The organism is Sorangium sp. So ce385 (genome assembly GCF_051474135.1).
Lineage (GTDB): Bacteria > Myxococcota_A > Polyangia > Polyangiales > Polyangiaceae > Sorangium > Sorangium cellulosum_D.
Map to the genome: position 1 here is coordinate 13,694,936 of NZ_CP150337.1, position 14,087 is coordinate 13,709,022.

A 14,087-nucleotide genomic window follows, 5' to 3' on the forward strand; every position below is an offset into this window, starting at 1 on the left:
GAACGGGCGATGGATCCAGGTGGTGAAACGAGATGGAGTCGATCCCGAGCTCGGCCGCGGTCCACGGCACGCTGGCGAGCCGCGTCGTTCACGCGCTGGCGCGGACGGGCTCGCGGCGGCTCCGCGGCAGGGGCCGGGCCGCGAGGGGACCGGCTCCGGCTAGCACCGCGGGTCCGACATCCCGCCAGCAACACCGGTCGATGGCGAGCGTTCTACGCGGCCGCGCTCCCGCGGCGGCCTGCGCCGTTTCCCCCTTCGGTGAGCTTCGCTTCGTGCTTCGCGATCCACTTGCGGAGCCGCTGCGAGAGCGGCGACCGTCCGTTTTCGTAGTTGGCGACCGAGCTGCGCGCGAGGCCGAGCTTGCCGCCGAGCTCGGCCTGCGAGAGCCCGAGCTTCTCGCGAAGCTCCTTCAGCGACGTCGAGCCCGTCGCCGCCTGCTCGCGCGCCGGTGCGCTCGGCGTCGGTGCGCTCGGCGTCGGTGCGCTCGGCGCGCGAGGCGGCGCGACCTCGATCGCACGCACCTCCCGCCGTGTGCGCTCGGCCGCCACCGGCGGCGGCTCGGCACGGGCGCCTTCCGACGCGGCGCGTCGTGCCACGGTGGCCCGGACGCTCGTCGCGCTCCCCGCGAGCTCCCCGCCGCAGAACGGGCAGTGGTCGAACACGAGGAGCTTGCCCGAGTCGGTGCGGAATTCGATGCCCTGGATCGACGCCGGGAGCCCCTTCGCGCGGCGCTCCTCGCTCGACCACCCGTAAACGACCGTGAGCCCCGGCCCCTCGAGGTTGACCGGCAGATCGGCTTGACTCATCCGAAGGCAGACCGTCCTGCCATCGCGTGTGCACTGTCGTCCGATGATGGGCATTGTCATCTCCTCGCTTCGAAGGGGGGGCGAGCGCGGGCCTACCCGGTCGAACTTTGCGCAGTACTGTTCACCTGTCAAGTTGGAGATGAACCGAGTGCATCCGGCGGCGCCTGGGCCAGGGTTTCGGCGCATCGGCGAGGTCTCGGCGAGGCTCGCCGCGGGGCGGACCGTGACCGGCGGGGAGGTGTGTCGGTGCAGGCGGGCACTTGGCCGCCGTCCGCCGCTCGCCCACCCAACCCTCGCGCGTTCGGGCGGGCCGGCGGACGTCGCGTAGCTTCCGGGCTCCGTGGCTACCAGGGCGGCATCGGCCGACCGTCGGGGCCGGTAGCCCGCCATCGTGTGGTCTCTCGTCGAGAGCGATGGAAAGGAGCACGGTATGGCACACGCAGTCTCCAAAGATGCCATCGCCGAGCAGGCCAGAGGGGTTCGTCTCCGCGGGGCAATCCCCCCAGGGATCTGCCTCGCGAGCGAAGAGAATTTTAACGCAAAGTCGCAAAGTCGCAAAGTCGCAAAGGCGCAAAAAGACACATAATAAATTTTCTTTTGCGCCTTTGCGCCTTTGCGTTGAAATCTCTCGCCGGATCCTGGCCGGACTCCTGGTGGGTGGAACCAGGCCAGCAGGCGCGAGCCGGAGTGCTGGGTATTCCGAGGTGCGCCGCGGCGCGTCGAACCGCCGGTCGGCACAGCAGGAAAACGACGCCGTCCCGTGCGGTTCGAGCGAAGGACGACCGAGGGCGCCGGCATCCACAGGACAGCCGAGCAGCGACGCAGTGCCCAGCTGGACCTCCAGGGGCGAGCCCGCCGGCGGCCATTCTTCTCATCGAGGCGCTCCGCGCCTCGCGCAGGGGGAATGACGCCGCGGGCGGCTTCATTTCGGGGCACCGAATCGACTCGGAATCCTAGGGAGACGCGGGCTCATCCGCGGACAGCCGCGGCACGCGAGCCGCCGTCGGCGCGCACCGTTCCGCGCTGCACGCGCGGCGAAAGGAGCATCATGGTCGTTGTTGGTATGCGAAGCGCAAAAGCCCTCCTCGCGGTGGCGACGGCCACGAGCGCCATCCTCGGGTGCTCGAGCCCCCCTGCTGCTGCCCTGGGACAGGATCCGGATGGGGTCGAGGCGTCGGACATGCCGCTGGCCGGCGATGAGCCGGTGTCCGAGGCGGACGCGAAGCTCCTCATCGAAGGCGTCGCGGCAGCCTATGCCCCTGAAGCGCAGGCCCACGGGGCGCAGCTCACCGTGCGCGTCACGGGCTCGTTGACGCGCATCGAGTTCGCCGCGGACCGCACCTGGAGCATCCTCGTGGGGTCCGACCTCTTTCGTCCCGGCCTCACGCGCGACCTCGCGACGTTCATCGGCTGCCACGAGGTGGGCCACGCGCTCGGCGGCTTCCCGTTCAAGGACGGCCCGCCGCAGCGCACCCAGGTCGAGGGGCTCGAGCAAGGCCAGTTCGGCACGGTGAGCGCCTCCGAGGGCCAGTCCGACTACTTCGCATCGAAGGACTGCCTGCCCCGGATGTGGGGCGATGACATCGACGCGAACAGCGCGTACCGGACGCGGGTGTCGGCGGCGACCAAGGCCCGCTGCGACGGCGTCTGGGCCGGCGACGCGGAGCGCGATCTCTGCTACCGCATCGCGGCGGTCGCCAACGACTTCGGGGTCTGGCTCGGCGGGGCGCAGGCGTCGACCGACACGCCCTCGACGAGGGTCGTGACGGGCACCAACGTCAACAACATGGGAGATCAGTGCCGCGTGGACACCATCTTCGCCGGCGCCCTGTGCCAGGTGCGAAACCCTGGCACCGACATCCCCGGCCTGGTCCCGCCGTACGCGCGCCTGGTCGAGATCGATCCCACGGTGGAGGCGGACGCCGCGTACGCCGCCTGCGCGGAAGGGCCCGGCGCACGTCCGCTCTGCTGGTTCCGGCCGAACTCCACGCCCTACGATTGCTCGTTCATGCCCGAGGTCGGCGACTGCGTCGTCACCGAGGAAGGCGTGTCCGCCACGCGGTTCTGTTCGCCGCGGAGGGGGATCGAGATCTTTCCGTGCTCTGACGGCACGAGCTGCGAGCTGGACGAGGACGGCTTCCCGGTCTGCGAGCTGGAGACGAACTGAGGCAGCGCGCCGCTCGACGCCGCCCCCTGAGCCAGATACCCGCCCTCGTTTTGCCGGTCTCGGGGCGGTGTGCAGCCACCAGCGCTGGACGGGCGCGTCGCGCTCCGTGCCTCCTGTAAAGTTTCCGTGTTGTAATCGCGCGCTTCCGGTATGGGCCTGGCCGGTATTGACGCGGAATCGGAGTGAGCCCAGCGTCGCGGAATGCGGATGCCGTGGTGGATGGGGGTGCTCGCCTCGGTTGCGCTCGCGCCGGCTTGCGGGGGTCGGATCGAGCGCCACATCGAAGAACCGCCGGCGGACGGAGGCGAGGTCGGATCGACGACAGGAACTGGCGGTGCTGGGGGCGCCGGCGGTGCTGGAGGCGCCGGCGGTGCCGGGGGCGACGGCGGCCCGGCGAACGCCGTGGCGGCCTCCAGCTCAGGCGGCGGAACCTCGTCGACAGGCATGCCAAGCGAGCCGGACGCGGGCGCGGGGGGCGCCGAGCCGGGGTGCGATCCGCGCGTGTACAGCGGCTCTTTGAGCGTCACTCACCAGGACGATCTCGAGGAGCTGCGCGGCGTAACCGTGCTCGATGGCACGCTCACCATCGGCGGCGACGTCTCCGACCTGTCCCCGCTCGAGTGTCTGAGGACCATCAAGGGGAAGCTCCAGATCATGGACACCACGAGGTTGTCCAGCCTGGAGGGTCTCGGCGCCCTTTCCTACGTTGGGCTCCAGCTGCAGGTGATACGGAACTCCTCGCTGCTCAGCCTCAGCGGGCTTCAGAGCCTGCGAGAGGCCGTGGCCGTCCTGATCACCGAGAACCCGCTCCTCGAGAGCGTCGCCGGCGTCGGGGTGAGAGCAGCCGAGTGGCGCGTGGTCGACAACGATGCCCTCGAGTCCTTGTCAGGCCTCGACGACGTCGAGGAAGGGGTATTCTGGATCGAGGGCAACGACCGGCTCGCGACGCTGGACGGGCTGCGCGGCCTGCGCCGGGGGTGGCTCAACCTTGTCGACAACGACGCGCTGACCAGCCTCGAGGGCCTCGGCGCCGAGGGCCTCGAGGAGCTCCTCATCTCCGGGAACGACGGGCTCGTCAGCTTGAGGGGCCTCGAGCGGCTCACGGCCGTCAAGAAGCTCACCTTGCGGGAGAATCGGCAGCTGGGCTCGCTGCGCGGCCTCGACGGCCTCGTCTCCGCGGGCGTCATCGGCATCTCGTCGAACGAGCGGCTCGTGGACCTGACCGGGCTCGATGCGCTCGAGACCACCGACGCCCTCGTGGTCAGCGGCAATTCAGCGATGAACAGCCTGGACGGCGCGCCCTCGCTCCGCGGCGTCCTGCGAGCCACCGTCGACTCGAATCCCGAGCTGGTGAGCGCCAACGCTTTCGCGCACCTTCGCTCGGACCTGGACCGCGCGCCGTCGCTTTCCTTCTCGAACAACCCCAAGCTCACCACCATCGACCTCGGCGACGTGACACGGCTGGCCGAGGTGTCCATCACCCGCTGCGGCTCCCTCTCGGACCTGTCCGCGTTCGCCGGCATCACGGAGATGTCGACTCTCGTCCTGGGAGAGAACTCCGGGCTCGTGAGCCTCACGGGGCTCGAGCTGGTCTCGGAGCTCGATGGGCTCCAGATCATCGACAACCCTCGGCTCACGAGCCTCGCGGGCCTGCATGGCCTCGTCTCCACGCGTCGCATCGCCATCTACTCGAACGAGCGGCTCGTGGACCTGACCGGGCTCGATGCGCTCGAGACCACCGACGTCCTCGTCGTCAGCGGCAATTCGGCGATGAATAGCCTGGACGGCGTGCCCTCGCTCCGCGATGTCGTCCAGGAAGCCGTGGTCGAAGCGAACCCCGAGCTGGTGAGCGCCAACGCCTTCGCGCACCTTCGCTCGGACGTGGACCACGCGCCGTCGCTGTACTTCTCGAACAACCCCAGGCTCGCCACCATCGATCTCGGCGACACAACACGGCTGGGGCAGCTGTCCATCACCGGCTGCGGCGCCCTCGCGGACCTGTCCGGGTTCGCCGGCGTTGCTGAAATGTCAGCTCTCTCCGTGGCCGAGAACTCCGGGCTCGTGAGCCTCACGGGGCTCGAGCAGGTCTCGGAGCTCGATCGGCTGGAGATCTACGACAATCCTCGGCTCACGAGCCTCGTGGGCCTGAGCGGCCTCCGCAACGCGCGAAACGGGCTCGATATCTCCAAGAACACCGCGCTCACCAGCCTCGACGGGCTCGGCTCGCTCGGCGCGGGCGACGGCGCGATCCAAACGGTGACGCTCGCCGACAACCCGGCGCTCGTCGACATCGATGCTCTGCGCGGCCTGGTTCGCGTGGGCCAGTTCACCCTCCGAGACAATGACGCCTTGGTCGGGCTGACCGGGCTCGAGGACCTGACCACGATCGATCGTCTCAACGTCGAGGGGAACGGGTCGCTCGAGACGCTCCGCGACCTGGGAGCTCGATCGATCAATGGTACGATGGAGATCCGGGACAACGAGAGCTTGCCGAGCTGCGAGGTCGAGGCGCTCCTGGAGCGCCTCGACTGGCCGCCTCTCATGGTGTTCGAGGAGAACAACGGCACAGGCACCTGCCCGCCCTGAGTCGGGGAAGCGCCTGACGCGCCAGCTCACCCGTGATAGCCATGCCGGCATGACCGTCCGTTGCGCCGAGCGCTTCGCCGTCCGGGGCCGCCAGGGGCGCGCGCTCTTCCCTCCGGGAGCGTGGGTGTTTCCGGCAGACCTCGAGGCCGCCCAGGAGCTCCACGCCGCGCTGCAGGCGACATTCCGCGAGCGGCACGCGGTCACGCCGGCCGAGATCGAAGGCCAGGTGCCCCGCGCGTTTGCCTTCGACGACCTGCTCGGGTTCCTCGCGCGGCGGCGGCCGGCGTTCGACCGCGCGCTCGCCGGCATGCGCTCGCCCATCGCGGCGTCGCGGATCGCGACGCTCGCCGCGGCCCTCGGGCTCTCGCGCGACGAGGTGACGGCGGCGCTGCGCGCCCGCGCGACAGGCGCCGATCTCGTCGAGGGGTCGACCGTCGTCGACAACTCGCTCTCGCTCGCAGCGCAGCGCGTGGATGTCTTGCGCGAGCTCGCCGCGGACGACGCCGTCCTCGATCGCGAGCTCGAGCTGGGGCGCCTCGTCGCGCAGCCCTCGTGGACGCCACAGGTCGATTGGAGCGAGCTCGTGCCCGACGCCGTGGAGGCGGCCTCCTGTGTCGATCCTGCGTCCGGCGCCGTCGAGGTCGATGTCGACATCGCGCACCTGGTGCTGCTCGCGGCCCAGTGCTGCGTCGACCCGACAGCCCATGCGGTGCGCGGCGACCACGACGGGCTCGTGTGGATGTCGCTTGCCGAGCTCGACGGCGATGCGCCGGCCCCGGAGCGCGCCCCTGGCTCGATCCTGGTGCGACCCTCGGTCGCTGCCGAGGAGGTCGAGCGCCTCGAGTTCGCGGCCGTCCCCGCGGCGCTGCGGGCGATCGCGCCGGGGGGCGCCCTGCTCGCGGTGACGCTCGTGGAGGACGAGGCGTAGCGTCGCAGCGTGCCTGGGCGGCAAAACCGGCGCGATCAGGCGGTGACGCCGCCGTCGATGTTCAGGTTGGCGCCGTTGACGAAGGCGCCCTCGGGGCCGGCCAGGTACGCCACCATGCTGGCGACCTCGTCGCCTTGTCCGTAGCGCTGGATGGGGATCTGGCTTTTCAGCCCGGCGGCGAGCGGGCCGTCGGCCGGGTTCATGTCGGTGTCCACGGGGCCAGGCTGGACGTTGTTGACCGTGATGCCGCGTGGACCGAGATCCCGGGCCCAGCCGCGTGTGAGGCCGGCGACCGCCGCCTTTGTCGCGCCGTAGACCGACATCCCGGCCATGAGCGCCACGTCGCCGGAGATGCTCCCGATGTTGATGATGCGCCCGCCCTCGCCCATGTGGCGGACAGCCTCCTGCGCCGCGACGAAGAGGCCTCGGACGTTCACCGCCATGAGGCGATCGAACTTCTCCAGCGAGAACTGATCGATGGGCGCCATGGCGGCGATGCCTGCGTTGTTCACCAGCACGTCGAGCCGGCCCAGGGCCTTCACCGTCTGGGCGACGGCGCCCTTCACCGCCTCGGCGTCGCCGCTGTCCGCCCGCAGGGCGATCGCCTTGCCGCCCGCCGCCTCGATGGCGCGCACCACCTCCTCCGCCTTCGCGGGCGACGCGGCATAGGTGATGGCCACCGCGGCGCCCTCGCGCGCCAATCGCTTGGCGATCGCCGCCCCGATACCCCGCGAACCCCCGGTGACCAGCGCAACCTTGCCCTTCAACGTACCCATCGCAGCTTCTCCCTTTTTTTTGGAACGATCGTTCCTTAAAAAGAAGCTAAGTAGGTTGTTGCAGTCCGTCAAGCGATTTTTGGAACGACCGTTATGAAAAAAGCGACGGGGGCACTCCAGCGGGGACGAGGGCGGCCGCGCTGCTTCGATCAGGACACGGCGCTGGAGCGAGCGATGGTCCTGTTCTGGGAGCGAGGGTACGAGGGGGCGTCGCTCGACGAGCTGAGCGCGGCGATGGGCATCAGCCCGTCGAGCCTCTACGCGACGTTCGGGGGCAAGGAGCAGCTGTTCCGGGCGGCGGTCGACCGGTACCTCGCCGGGCAGGGCGGGTACATGAGCCGCATCTTCGCCGAGGAGCCGACGGCCCGGGGCGCGGTGCAGCGGCTGCTCGAGACGGCGGCCGACGAGCTCACCCGGCCCGATCATCCGCCCGGGTGCATGGTCGCGCTGGCCGGGACCCAGTGCTCCCCCGGCGCCCAGCCCGTCCAGGGCTTGCTGCGGGGGCACCGAGAGGCCTCGCAGTGCGGGCTCAAGGCGCGGATCCAGCGAGCCATCGAGGACGGCGAGCTCGCCCCCGACACGGACGCCGCCGCGCTGGCCACGTTCTACGCGACCGTCTTGCTGGGGATGTCGGTCCTGGCGCGGGACGGCGCATCGCGGGAGAGCCTCCGCGCGGCCGTCGAGGTCGCGGTGCGGGCATGGCCCGGCGCGCCGCGCCGCCCGTAGGCTGCCCTCGACGACGGCGGTCTCGAGCGAGCTCTCCCACCGTGCCCTGGCTGCGATCTCCCGAGCTCCTCAGGCCTGAGCGCCGGGCCGAGGGGGCGACGAGGCGGACATGCTGCGGATGACGAACGTCACCAAGGTCTACCGGCGGGGCCTCATCGAGACCCACGCGCTCTCCGGGTTCACGCTCCACGTCGCGCGCGGCGAGTTCCTCAGCGTGATGGGCCCCTCCGGCTCCGGAAAGACGACGTTCCTCAACGTCGCCGGGCTGCTCGACCCGCTCGACGGGGGCGAGTACCTCCTCGACGGCGAGCCGATGCAGGGGCTCTCCGACGCGCGCGCGAGCGCCGTCCGGAACCGGAAGATCGGCTTCGTGTTCCAGAGCTTCCAGCTCATCGCCGACCTCGACGTGTGCGACAACGTGGAGGTGCCGCTGCGGGTCCGTGGCCTTCCCGCGCGCGCGCGCCGGGAGCGGGCCCTGCGCGCGCTCGCGGACGTCGGCATGGGCGCCCGGCTCCGCCACCGGCCCAGCGAGCTCTCGGGCGGCCAGCAGCAGCGCGTCGCCATCGCCCGCGCGCTCGTCGGCGAGCCCGCGCTCCTCCTGGCCGACGAGCCCACCGGCGACCTCGACTCCCGCTCGGCGCGGCAGATCCTCGACCTCCTCGAGCGCATCCACGAAGGCGGCACCACGATCGTCATGACGACCCACGATCCGGAGCTCGCCGCGCGGGCGCGCCGCCAGGTGCACGTGCTCGACGGGAAGCTGATCGATCCGTGGGCGCCGGCGCCCGCCGCGCTCGCGCACGGCGCCGGGAGCCGCGCGTGAGCGCCGGCGATGCGCTCCGGCTGGCGCTCCGGAGCCTCCGCCGGCAGCCGGGCCACACCGCGATCCTGCTGCTCGCGTTCACCCTCGGCCTCGCGGCGTGGACGGCGTCGCGCGCGGTCCTCCACGGGCGCGCGTCCGACCCGTTCGCCGCCGCGCGCGGGATCTACGTCGTGTCGATCCGGCGGGAGGGCGGCGCGCTCGTGGACCCGAGGGGGATCGACACGCCGAGCTACCGCGACCGCGTCCTCCTCGAGAGCCGCCACCCCGCGCGCGCGTCGGATCTCTTCGCCGCCATGACGGCCGGGAGCGCGGGCGACGGCCCGCTCGCGCCGGTCCAGGTCGTCTTCTGCACCCGCGATCTCCTCGGGATGATGGGCGCTCCGGTCCGGAGCGGCGCGCTCTGGTCGACGGCGGAGGGCGCCGGGCAGGAGCGCCCCGTCGTGCTCTCGGAGGCGGCCGAGCGCGCGCTGTTCCCCGGAGCGAGCGGGGTCGGCCGCGCGCTGCGGCTGTTCGGCGCGCCGTTCCGGGTGGCCGGCGTCGTCGCGGTCCCGGCCCCGCCCGGCGCGCGCGCCCCGCGCGTCCCCCTCGTCTTCGCGCCGAGCGCCGCCGGCGTGGCGCTCGGCGTCCGGCCGCTCCTGCTCCGCGAGACCGAGGACCCGGGCGGCGGCTTCGACGCGCTCGCGGCCTCCGACAACGGCTGGCCCGATCTCCTCGTCGAGCTCCCCGACGAGCCCCGCCGGGCCGCGTTCCAGGCCGAGCTCGACGCCCACGTCGAGCGCGAGCGCGCGCGGGGACGGCGCGTCCTCGGGGCCGAGCTCGTACCGCGCGAGCGCCTGCACGCGCTCCGCGCCGACGACCCCGGCGCGACCCTGTTCGCCCTGCTCGCCGACGTGGTCCTCGGCGCCTGCACGCTCAACGTCGCGCGGCTGCTCGAGGGGAAGCTCCGCGCGAGGCGCGCCGAGATCGCCGTCTACCGCGCGTTCGGCGCGACCTCCCGCGGCGTGTTCCTCGAGCTCCTGCTCGAGGTCGCGCTCGTCGCCGCGATCGGCGCCGCGCTCGCCCTCGGCGTGGCCGCGGCGGCGCTGGCGCTCGTCAACCGCGTCATCCACCTGCGGCCGGTCGATTACCACCTCGACGCGCGCACCGCGGCCGCGGCGCTCGCGGCCGCGATGGCCGCCGGCCTCCTCGCCGGCGCGTACCCGGCCTACCGCGCGGCGAGGACGCCCCCGGCCGAAGGGCTCCGGCGCTCGTGATCGGCCCCCTCGTCCGGGCGCTCGCCCGCCGGAAGACCCCCGCGCTCCTGACGGTGCTCGAGACCGCCTTCGGCTTCGCCGTGGCCGTGCACGCCTCGGGGCTCGCCCTCCACTACGCCCACGCCGCGTCCGTGCCGCGCGGCATCGAGACGCGGTCGCTGCTCCTCGCCGTGACCCACCGCGACGGCCCGAGCCTCGCGTCGCGCGCCGAGCACGCGGCGGCGGTCCGCCGCGACGTCGAGGCGCTCGCGCGCGTCGCGGGCGTCCGCGGCGCCGCGGAGGCGACCTACGCGCCGTTCAACCGGACGCACCGCGAGCGCGTCGAGGCGCTCTCCCCGGGCGGCCCGCGCGCGCTCGCCTGGATGCTCGACGATCGCGGCGGCGTCGCCGAGGTCCTCGGCCTCGCCCCGCTCGAGGGGCGCCTGCTCACCCCGGAAGACGCCGCGCCCGCGGCGGCCGGCGACGCCGCGCCCGCGGCGGCCGGCGACGCCGCGCCCGCGGCCGCGACGCCCGCGGTCGTCACGCGGGCGCTCGCGGCGCGCCTCTTCCCGGACGGCCGCGCGCTCGGGCAGGTCGTGCGCCGGAGCGCCCGGCAGAGGCCGCTCGTCATCGTCGGCGTCGTGCCCTCGTTCCGCGCCGCCCTCGGGCCGGACCCCGACGCCGAGAGCGCCCTCATCGCGGCCGACGCGCCCTGGCTCGGCGGCACGCTGACCTACCTCGTCCGGCTCGCCCCGGGCCCCGACGACGGCGCCGCGGCGCGGGTGCGCGAGGCCCTCGAGCGCGCCGACCCGCGCCGCGTCGCGCTCGTGCGCAGGCTCGACGAGGGCGTCGATCTCGACACCGGCACGAACCGCGGCGCCGGCGGGCTCGCCCTCACCCTCATCGGCTTGATGCTCGCCGTCGTGTTCCTCGGCCGCGTCGGCATGGCCTCGCTGCTCGTGGCCGAGCGCCGCCAGGCCATCGGCATCCGCCGCGCCCTGGGCGCCACCCGCGGCGACGTCGCGCGCCTCGTGCTCGCCGAGAACGCGCTGCTCACCACCGCCGGCCTCGCCGCCGGCGCCGTCGCCCTCGCGGCGCTCCGGGCCGCGGCGCGCGCCGCCGCCCCCGAGCTCGAGGTGCCCCTCGACCCGCTCGCCGTCGGCCTCGTCGCCGCGGCCCTCTGGCTCGCCGGCATGGCCGCGGCGCTCCTGCCCGCGCGCCGCGCGAGCGCCGTCTCGCCCGCGGAGGCGTCGCGCTCATGACGCCGCGCCACCCCGGCGATCGACCCCGCGCGCCAGGGCCGCCGCTCCGCGTGCCGCTCCAGGTCCGCCACGCCCTCGTCCTGGCCGTGAGCGCCGCCGCGGCGTGCGCCGGGAGCCTCGCCGCCGCGCGGTCGCAGGCGCCCCTCATCGTGGCCGCCCTCGCGGGGCTCGGGCTCGCGCTGGCCGCCGGCGCGCTCGCCTCCCGCGCCCTGCTCGGCCGCGCCATCGGCCGGATCCGCGCGGTGACCGACGGCCTCTCGAGCTTCGCCGAGGCCGACTACACGATGCGCGTCCGGCAGGGGCGCCGGGACGAGATCGGCGACCTCGTCGAGCGCCACAACCGCCTCGGCGACGCGCTGCGCGCGCAGCGCGACGACCTCTACCAGAAGGAGCTCCTGCTCGAGACGGCGCTCGACGCCGCGCCGGTCGCGATGGTGCTCCACGACGCGGCGGGCCGGGTCGTGTACGGCAACGGCGCCGCGCGCGCGTTCTTCGCCGGGGGCGAGCGCGTCGGCCAGCGGACGCTCTCCTCGCTGCTCGCGGGCGAGCCCGAGGAGCTCCGCGCCGCGATCGCCTCGGGCCGGGACGCGCTCGTGTCGGTCGAGCGCAACGGCGAGCTCGAGACGCTCTACGTCGCCCGCCGCGCGTTCCGCCTGAACACCCAGGCGCACGTCCTCGTCTCGGTCCGGTCGCTCACGCGCGAGATCTCGCGCCGGGAGGCGGAGCTCTACCGCAACGCCATCCGGCTGATCAGCCACGAGCTCAACAACTCTCTCGCGCCGATCTCGTCGCTCCTCCACTCGGGCCGCCTCCTGCTCGATCGCCCGGACCAGCGCGACCGCCTCGGCGTCGTCTTCGACACCATCGAGGAGCGGAGCGCGCACCTCGCCCGCTTCCTCGCCGCGTACGCCGAGCTCGCGCGGTTGCCGCCGCCCGCCCCGGAGCGCGTCGCGTGGCGACCGTTCCTCGAGCGGCTGCGCGGGCTCGCGCCGTTCACGCTCCGCGGCGCGCCGGACGAGCCCGGCTTCTTCGACCCGGCGCAGATCCAGCAGCTGCTCCTGAACCTGCTCAAGAACGCCGCCGAGGCAGGCAGCCCGCCGGACCATATCGAGGTCTCGGTGCGGCGCCTGCCGACCGGCGAGCTCGCGCTCACGGTGGCCGACCGCGGGGAGGGGCTCGCCGACGAGGCGCTCGGCAAGGCGCTCCTGCCGCTGTACTCGACAAAGCAGCAGGGCCGCGGGCTCGGCCTCGCGCTCTGCCGCGAGATCGCGATCGCGCACGGCGGCGCGCTCGCGCTCCGGCGCCGCGACGGGGGAGGGGCCGAGGTCGAGTGCCGCCTGCCGCCGCCGCCGGACGAGCGCGCTACTTGAGCTTGCGCTCGATCTGGATCCCGAGCCGGTCCATGCGCCGGTAGAGCCCCTGCCGGCTCAGCCCGAGCGACGCGGCGGCCTTGGCGACGACGCCCCGCGCCTCGACGAGCGCGCGCTCGATCTCGGCGCGCTCGGAGGCGTGGGCCGGAGCGCCGGCCGGCGGCGCGGCCGAGGGCGCGCCGCCCGGCGCCAGCGGGGCGCGCGCCGCGGCGTCGAGCCCGAGGTCGTGCGGCTCGATCGTCTCGCCCTTGCGCACGAGCGCGGCGCGCGTGAGCCGGTTCTCGAGCTCGCGGACGTTGCCCGGCCAGTCGTGCTCGGCGAGCGCGTGGCGCGCCCGCGGGCCGAGCGTCACGCGCTCCCCGGCGCCCGCGCCGCGCGCGATCCGGTGCTCGAGCAGGTGGAGCGCGATCGGCACGATGTCCTCGGGGCGATCGCGCAGCGCGGGCAGCGCGAGCTCGATGACGTTGAGCCGGAAGTAGAGGTCCTCGCGGAACGACCCCTCGGCGATCGCGCGCGGGAGATCGCGGTTCGTCGCGCTGAGCACGCGCACGTCGGCCTTGCGGGTGACGCTGCTCCCGAGCCGCTGGTACTCGCCGGTCTGGAGGACGCGCAGCAGCTTCTTCTGGCCGTTCAGCGAGAGCGTGCCGATCTCGTCGAGGAACAGGGTGCCGCCGTCGGCCTCCTCGAAGCGGCCGACGCGGAGGCGCGTGGCGCCGGTGAACGCGCCCGCCTCGGCGCCGAACAGCTCCGCCTCGACGAGCTCGTCGGGCAGCGCCCCGGCGTTCACCTTGACGAACGGCCGATCTCGCCGCCGCGAGTTGGCCTGGACGAGGGTGGCGAGGAGCTCCTTGCCGGTGCCGTTCGGCCCGGTGATGAGCACGGGCACGTCCGCGGGCGCGACCTTGACCGCGAGGCTCACGACCTCGTGCATCGCGTCGCTCACGTACACGAGGCCGGCCAGGTCGTGGCGCTCGGCGAGCTTGTGCCGCGCGCGCCCGCGCTGGGCCAGGAGGCGCGCGTTCTCCTGCTCGAGCGAGCGCAGCCGCGCGAGGTTGCTCACCGTGGCGACGAGCTTCTGGTCGTCCCACGGCTTCGGCACGTAATCGCTCGCCCCGGCCTTGATCAGCTCGACCGCGCCCGCGATCGACGTGAACGCGGTCATGGCCACGACGGGCAGCTCGGGGTCGACGGCCTTGATCCGGCGGAGCAGGGCCATCCCTTCCTCGCCCGACGTGGCGCTCTGCCGGAAGTTCATGTCCTGGACCACGGCGCCGAGCTCGTCCCCGAGCACCGCCGCGATCGCCTCGTCGGGCGTGGACGCGACGCGGACCTCGAGCCCGTGCAGCTCGAACAGCGTCGTCAGCGCAATGCAGACGGCGGGCTGATCGTCGATGACGAGGATCTTCGGCAC

11 protein-coding genes are annotated in these 14,087 nt (G+C 73.4%); 8 read left to right on the top strand and 3 right to left on the bottom strand.

What is annotated here, in order from left to right; translation table 11 throughout:
• Nucleotides 1-212: 212 nt before the first annotated feature.
• Nucleotides 213-806 (bottom strand): helix-turn-helix domain-containing protein, encoded by a 594-nt coding sequence (locus tag WME83_RS50170; protein ID WP_437316810.1) that lies wholly within the window; start codon nucleotides 804-806, stop codon nucleotides 213-215.
• A 1,063-nt stretch (nucleotides 807-1,869) separates the two neighbouring features.
• On the opposite strand from WME83_RS50170, the gene WME83_RS50175 reads away from it, so the two are divergent.
• The 3 genes from WME83_RS50175 to WME83_RS50185 all read left to right on the top strand — a co-directional run bounded on the left by WME83_RS50175 (nucleotide 1,870) and on the right by WME83_RS50185 (nucleotide 6,487).
• On the top strand, nucleotides 1,870-2,973 hold the full coding sequence (locus tag WME83_RS50175; RefSeq protein ID WP_437316811.1) for a hypothetical protein: 1,104 nt from the start codon (nucleotides 1,870-1,872) through the stop codon (nucleotides 2,971-2,973).
• Between the two features lie 516 nt (nucleotides 2,974-3,489).
• Entirely contained in the window at nucleotides 3,490-5,559 is a 2,070-nt protein-coding gene (locus tag WME83_RS50180; RefSeq protein WP_437316812.1) for a leucine-rich repeat domain-containing protein, read from the top strand.
• 49 nt (nucleotides 5,560-5,608) lie between these two features.
• Nucleotides 5,609-6,487 (top strand): hypothetical protein, encoded by an 879-nt coding sequence (locus tag WME83_RS50185; protein ID WP_437316813.1) that lies wholly within the window; start codon nucleotides 5,609-5,611, stop codon nucleotides 6,485-6,487.
• A 35-nt stretch (nucleotides 6,488-6,522) separates the two neighbouring features.
• Here WME83_RS50185 and WME83_RS50190 read toward each other — a convergent pair whose 3' ends face one another.
• The gene (locus WME83_RS50190) at nucleotides 6,523-7,263 is read right to left on the bottom strand and encodes a 3-oxoacyl-ACP reductase family protein (protein ID WP_437322138.1); all 741 of its coding nucleotides are present in this window, start codon (nucleotides 7,261-7,263) and stop codon (nucleotides 6,523-6,525) included.
• 93 nt (nucleotides 7,264-7,356) lie between these two features.
• Between WME83_RS50190 and WME83_RS50195 the strand changes: the two genes are divergently transcribed.
• The 5 genes from WME83_RS50195 to WME83_RS50215 all read left to right on the top strand — a co-directional run bounded on the left by WME83_RS50195 (nucleotide 7,357) and on the right by WME83_RS50215 (nucleotide 12,676).
• Complete coding sequence (locus WME83_RS50195) at nucleotides 7,357-7,989, top strand: TetR/AcrR family transcriptional regulator (protein ID WP_437316814.1); 633 nt, start codon at nucleotides 7,357-7,359, stop codon at nucleotides 7,987-7,989.
• A 109-nt stretch (nucleotides 7,990-8,098) separates the two neighbouring features.
• Nucleotides 8,099-8,812 (top strand): ABC transporter ATP-binding protein, encoded by a 714-nt coding sequence (locus tag WME83_RS50200; RefSeq protein WP_437316815.1) that lies wholly within the window; start codon nucleotides 8,099-8,101, stop codon nucleotides 8,810-8,812.
• Entirely contained in the window at nucleotides 8,809-10,065 is a 1,257-nt protein-coding gene (locus tag WME83_RS50205) for an ABC transporter permease (RefSeq protein ID WP_437316816.1), read from the top strand. Before WME83_RS50200 ends, WME83_RS50205 begins: the two co-directional genes overlap by 4 nt.
• Complete coding sequence (locus WME83_RS50210; RefSeq protein ID WP_437316817.1) at nucleotides 10,062-11,306, top strand: FtsX-like permease family protein; 1,245 nt, start codon at nucleotides 10,062-10,064, stop codon at nucleotides 11,304-11,306. Before WME83_RS50205 ends, WME83_RS50210 begins: the two co-directional genes overlap by 4 nt.
• Entirely contained in the window at nucleotides 11,303-12,676 is a 1,374-nt protein-coding gene (locus WME83_RS50215) for a sensor histidine kinase (protein WP_437316818.1), read from the top strand. The genes WME83_RS50210 and WME83_RS50215 overlap by 4 nt, the downstream gene beginning before the upstream one ends.
• Here WME83_RS50215 and WME83_RS50220 read toward each other — a convergent pair.
• On the bottom strand, nucleotides 12,669-14,087 hold the full coding sequence (locus WME83_RS50220; protein WP_437316819.1) for a sigma-54-dependent transcriptional regulator: 1,419 nt from the start codon (nucleotides 14,085-14,087) through the stop codon (nucleotides 12,669-12,671). The two genes, WME83_RS50215 and WME83_RS50220, sit on opposite strands and share 8 nt — an antisense overlap.

Coding starts and splice junctions, on each gene's coding strand:
- WME83_RS50175 (WP_437316811.1), top strand. CDS start 1,870: ATGCGAAGCGCAAAAGCCCTCCTCGCGGTGGCGACGGCCACGAGCGCC.
- WME83_RS50170 (WP_437316810.1), bottom strand. CDS start 806: ATGAGTCAAGCCGATCTGCCGGTCAACCTCGAGGGGCCGGGGCTCACG.
- WME83_RS50215 (WP_437316818.1), top strand. CDS start 11,303: ATGACGCCGCGCCACCCCGGCGATCGACCCCGCGCGCCAGGGCCGCCG.
- WME83_RS50195 (WP_437316814.1), top strand. CDS start 7,357: ATGAAAAAAGCGACGGGGGCACTCCAGCGGGGACGAGGGCGGCCGCGC.
- WME83_RS50190 (WP_437322138.1), bottom strand. CDS start 7,263: ATGGGTACGTTGAAGGGCAAGGTTGCGCTGGTCACCGGGGGTTCGCGG.
- WME83_RS50185 (WP_437316813.1), top strand. CDS start 5,609: ATGACCGTCCGTTGCGCCGAGCGCTTCGCCGTCCGGGGCCGCCAGGGG.
- WME83_RS50200 (WP_437316815.1), top strand. CDS start 8,099: ATGCTGCGGATGACGAACGTCACCAAGGTCTACCGGCGGGGCCTCATC.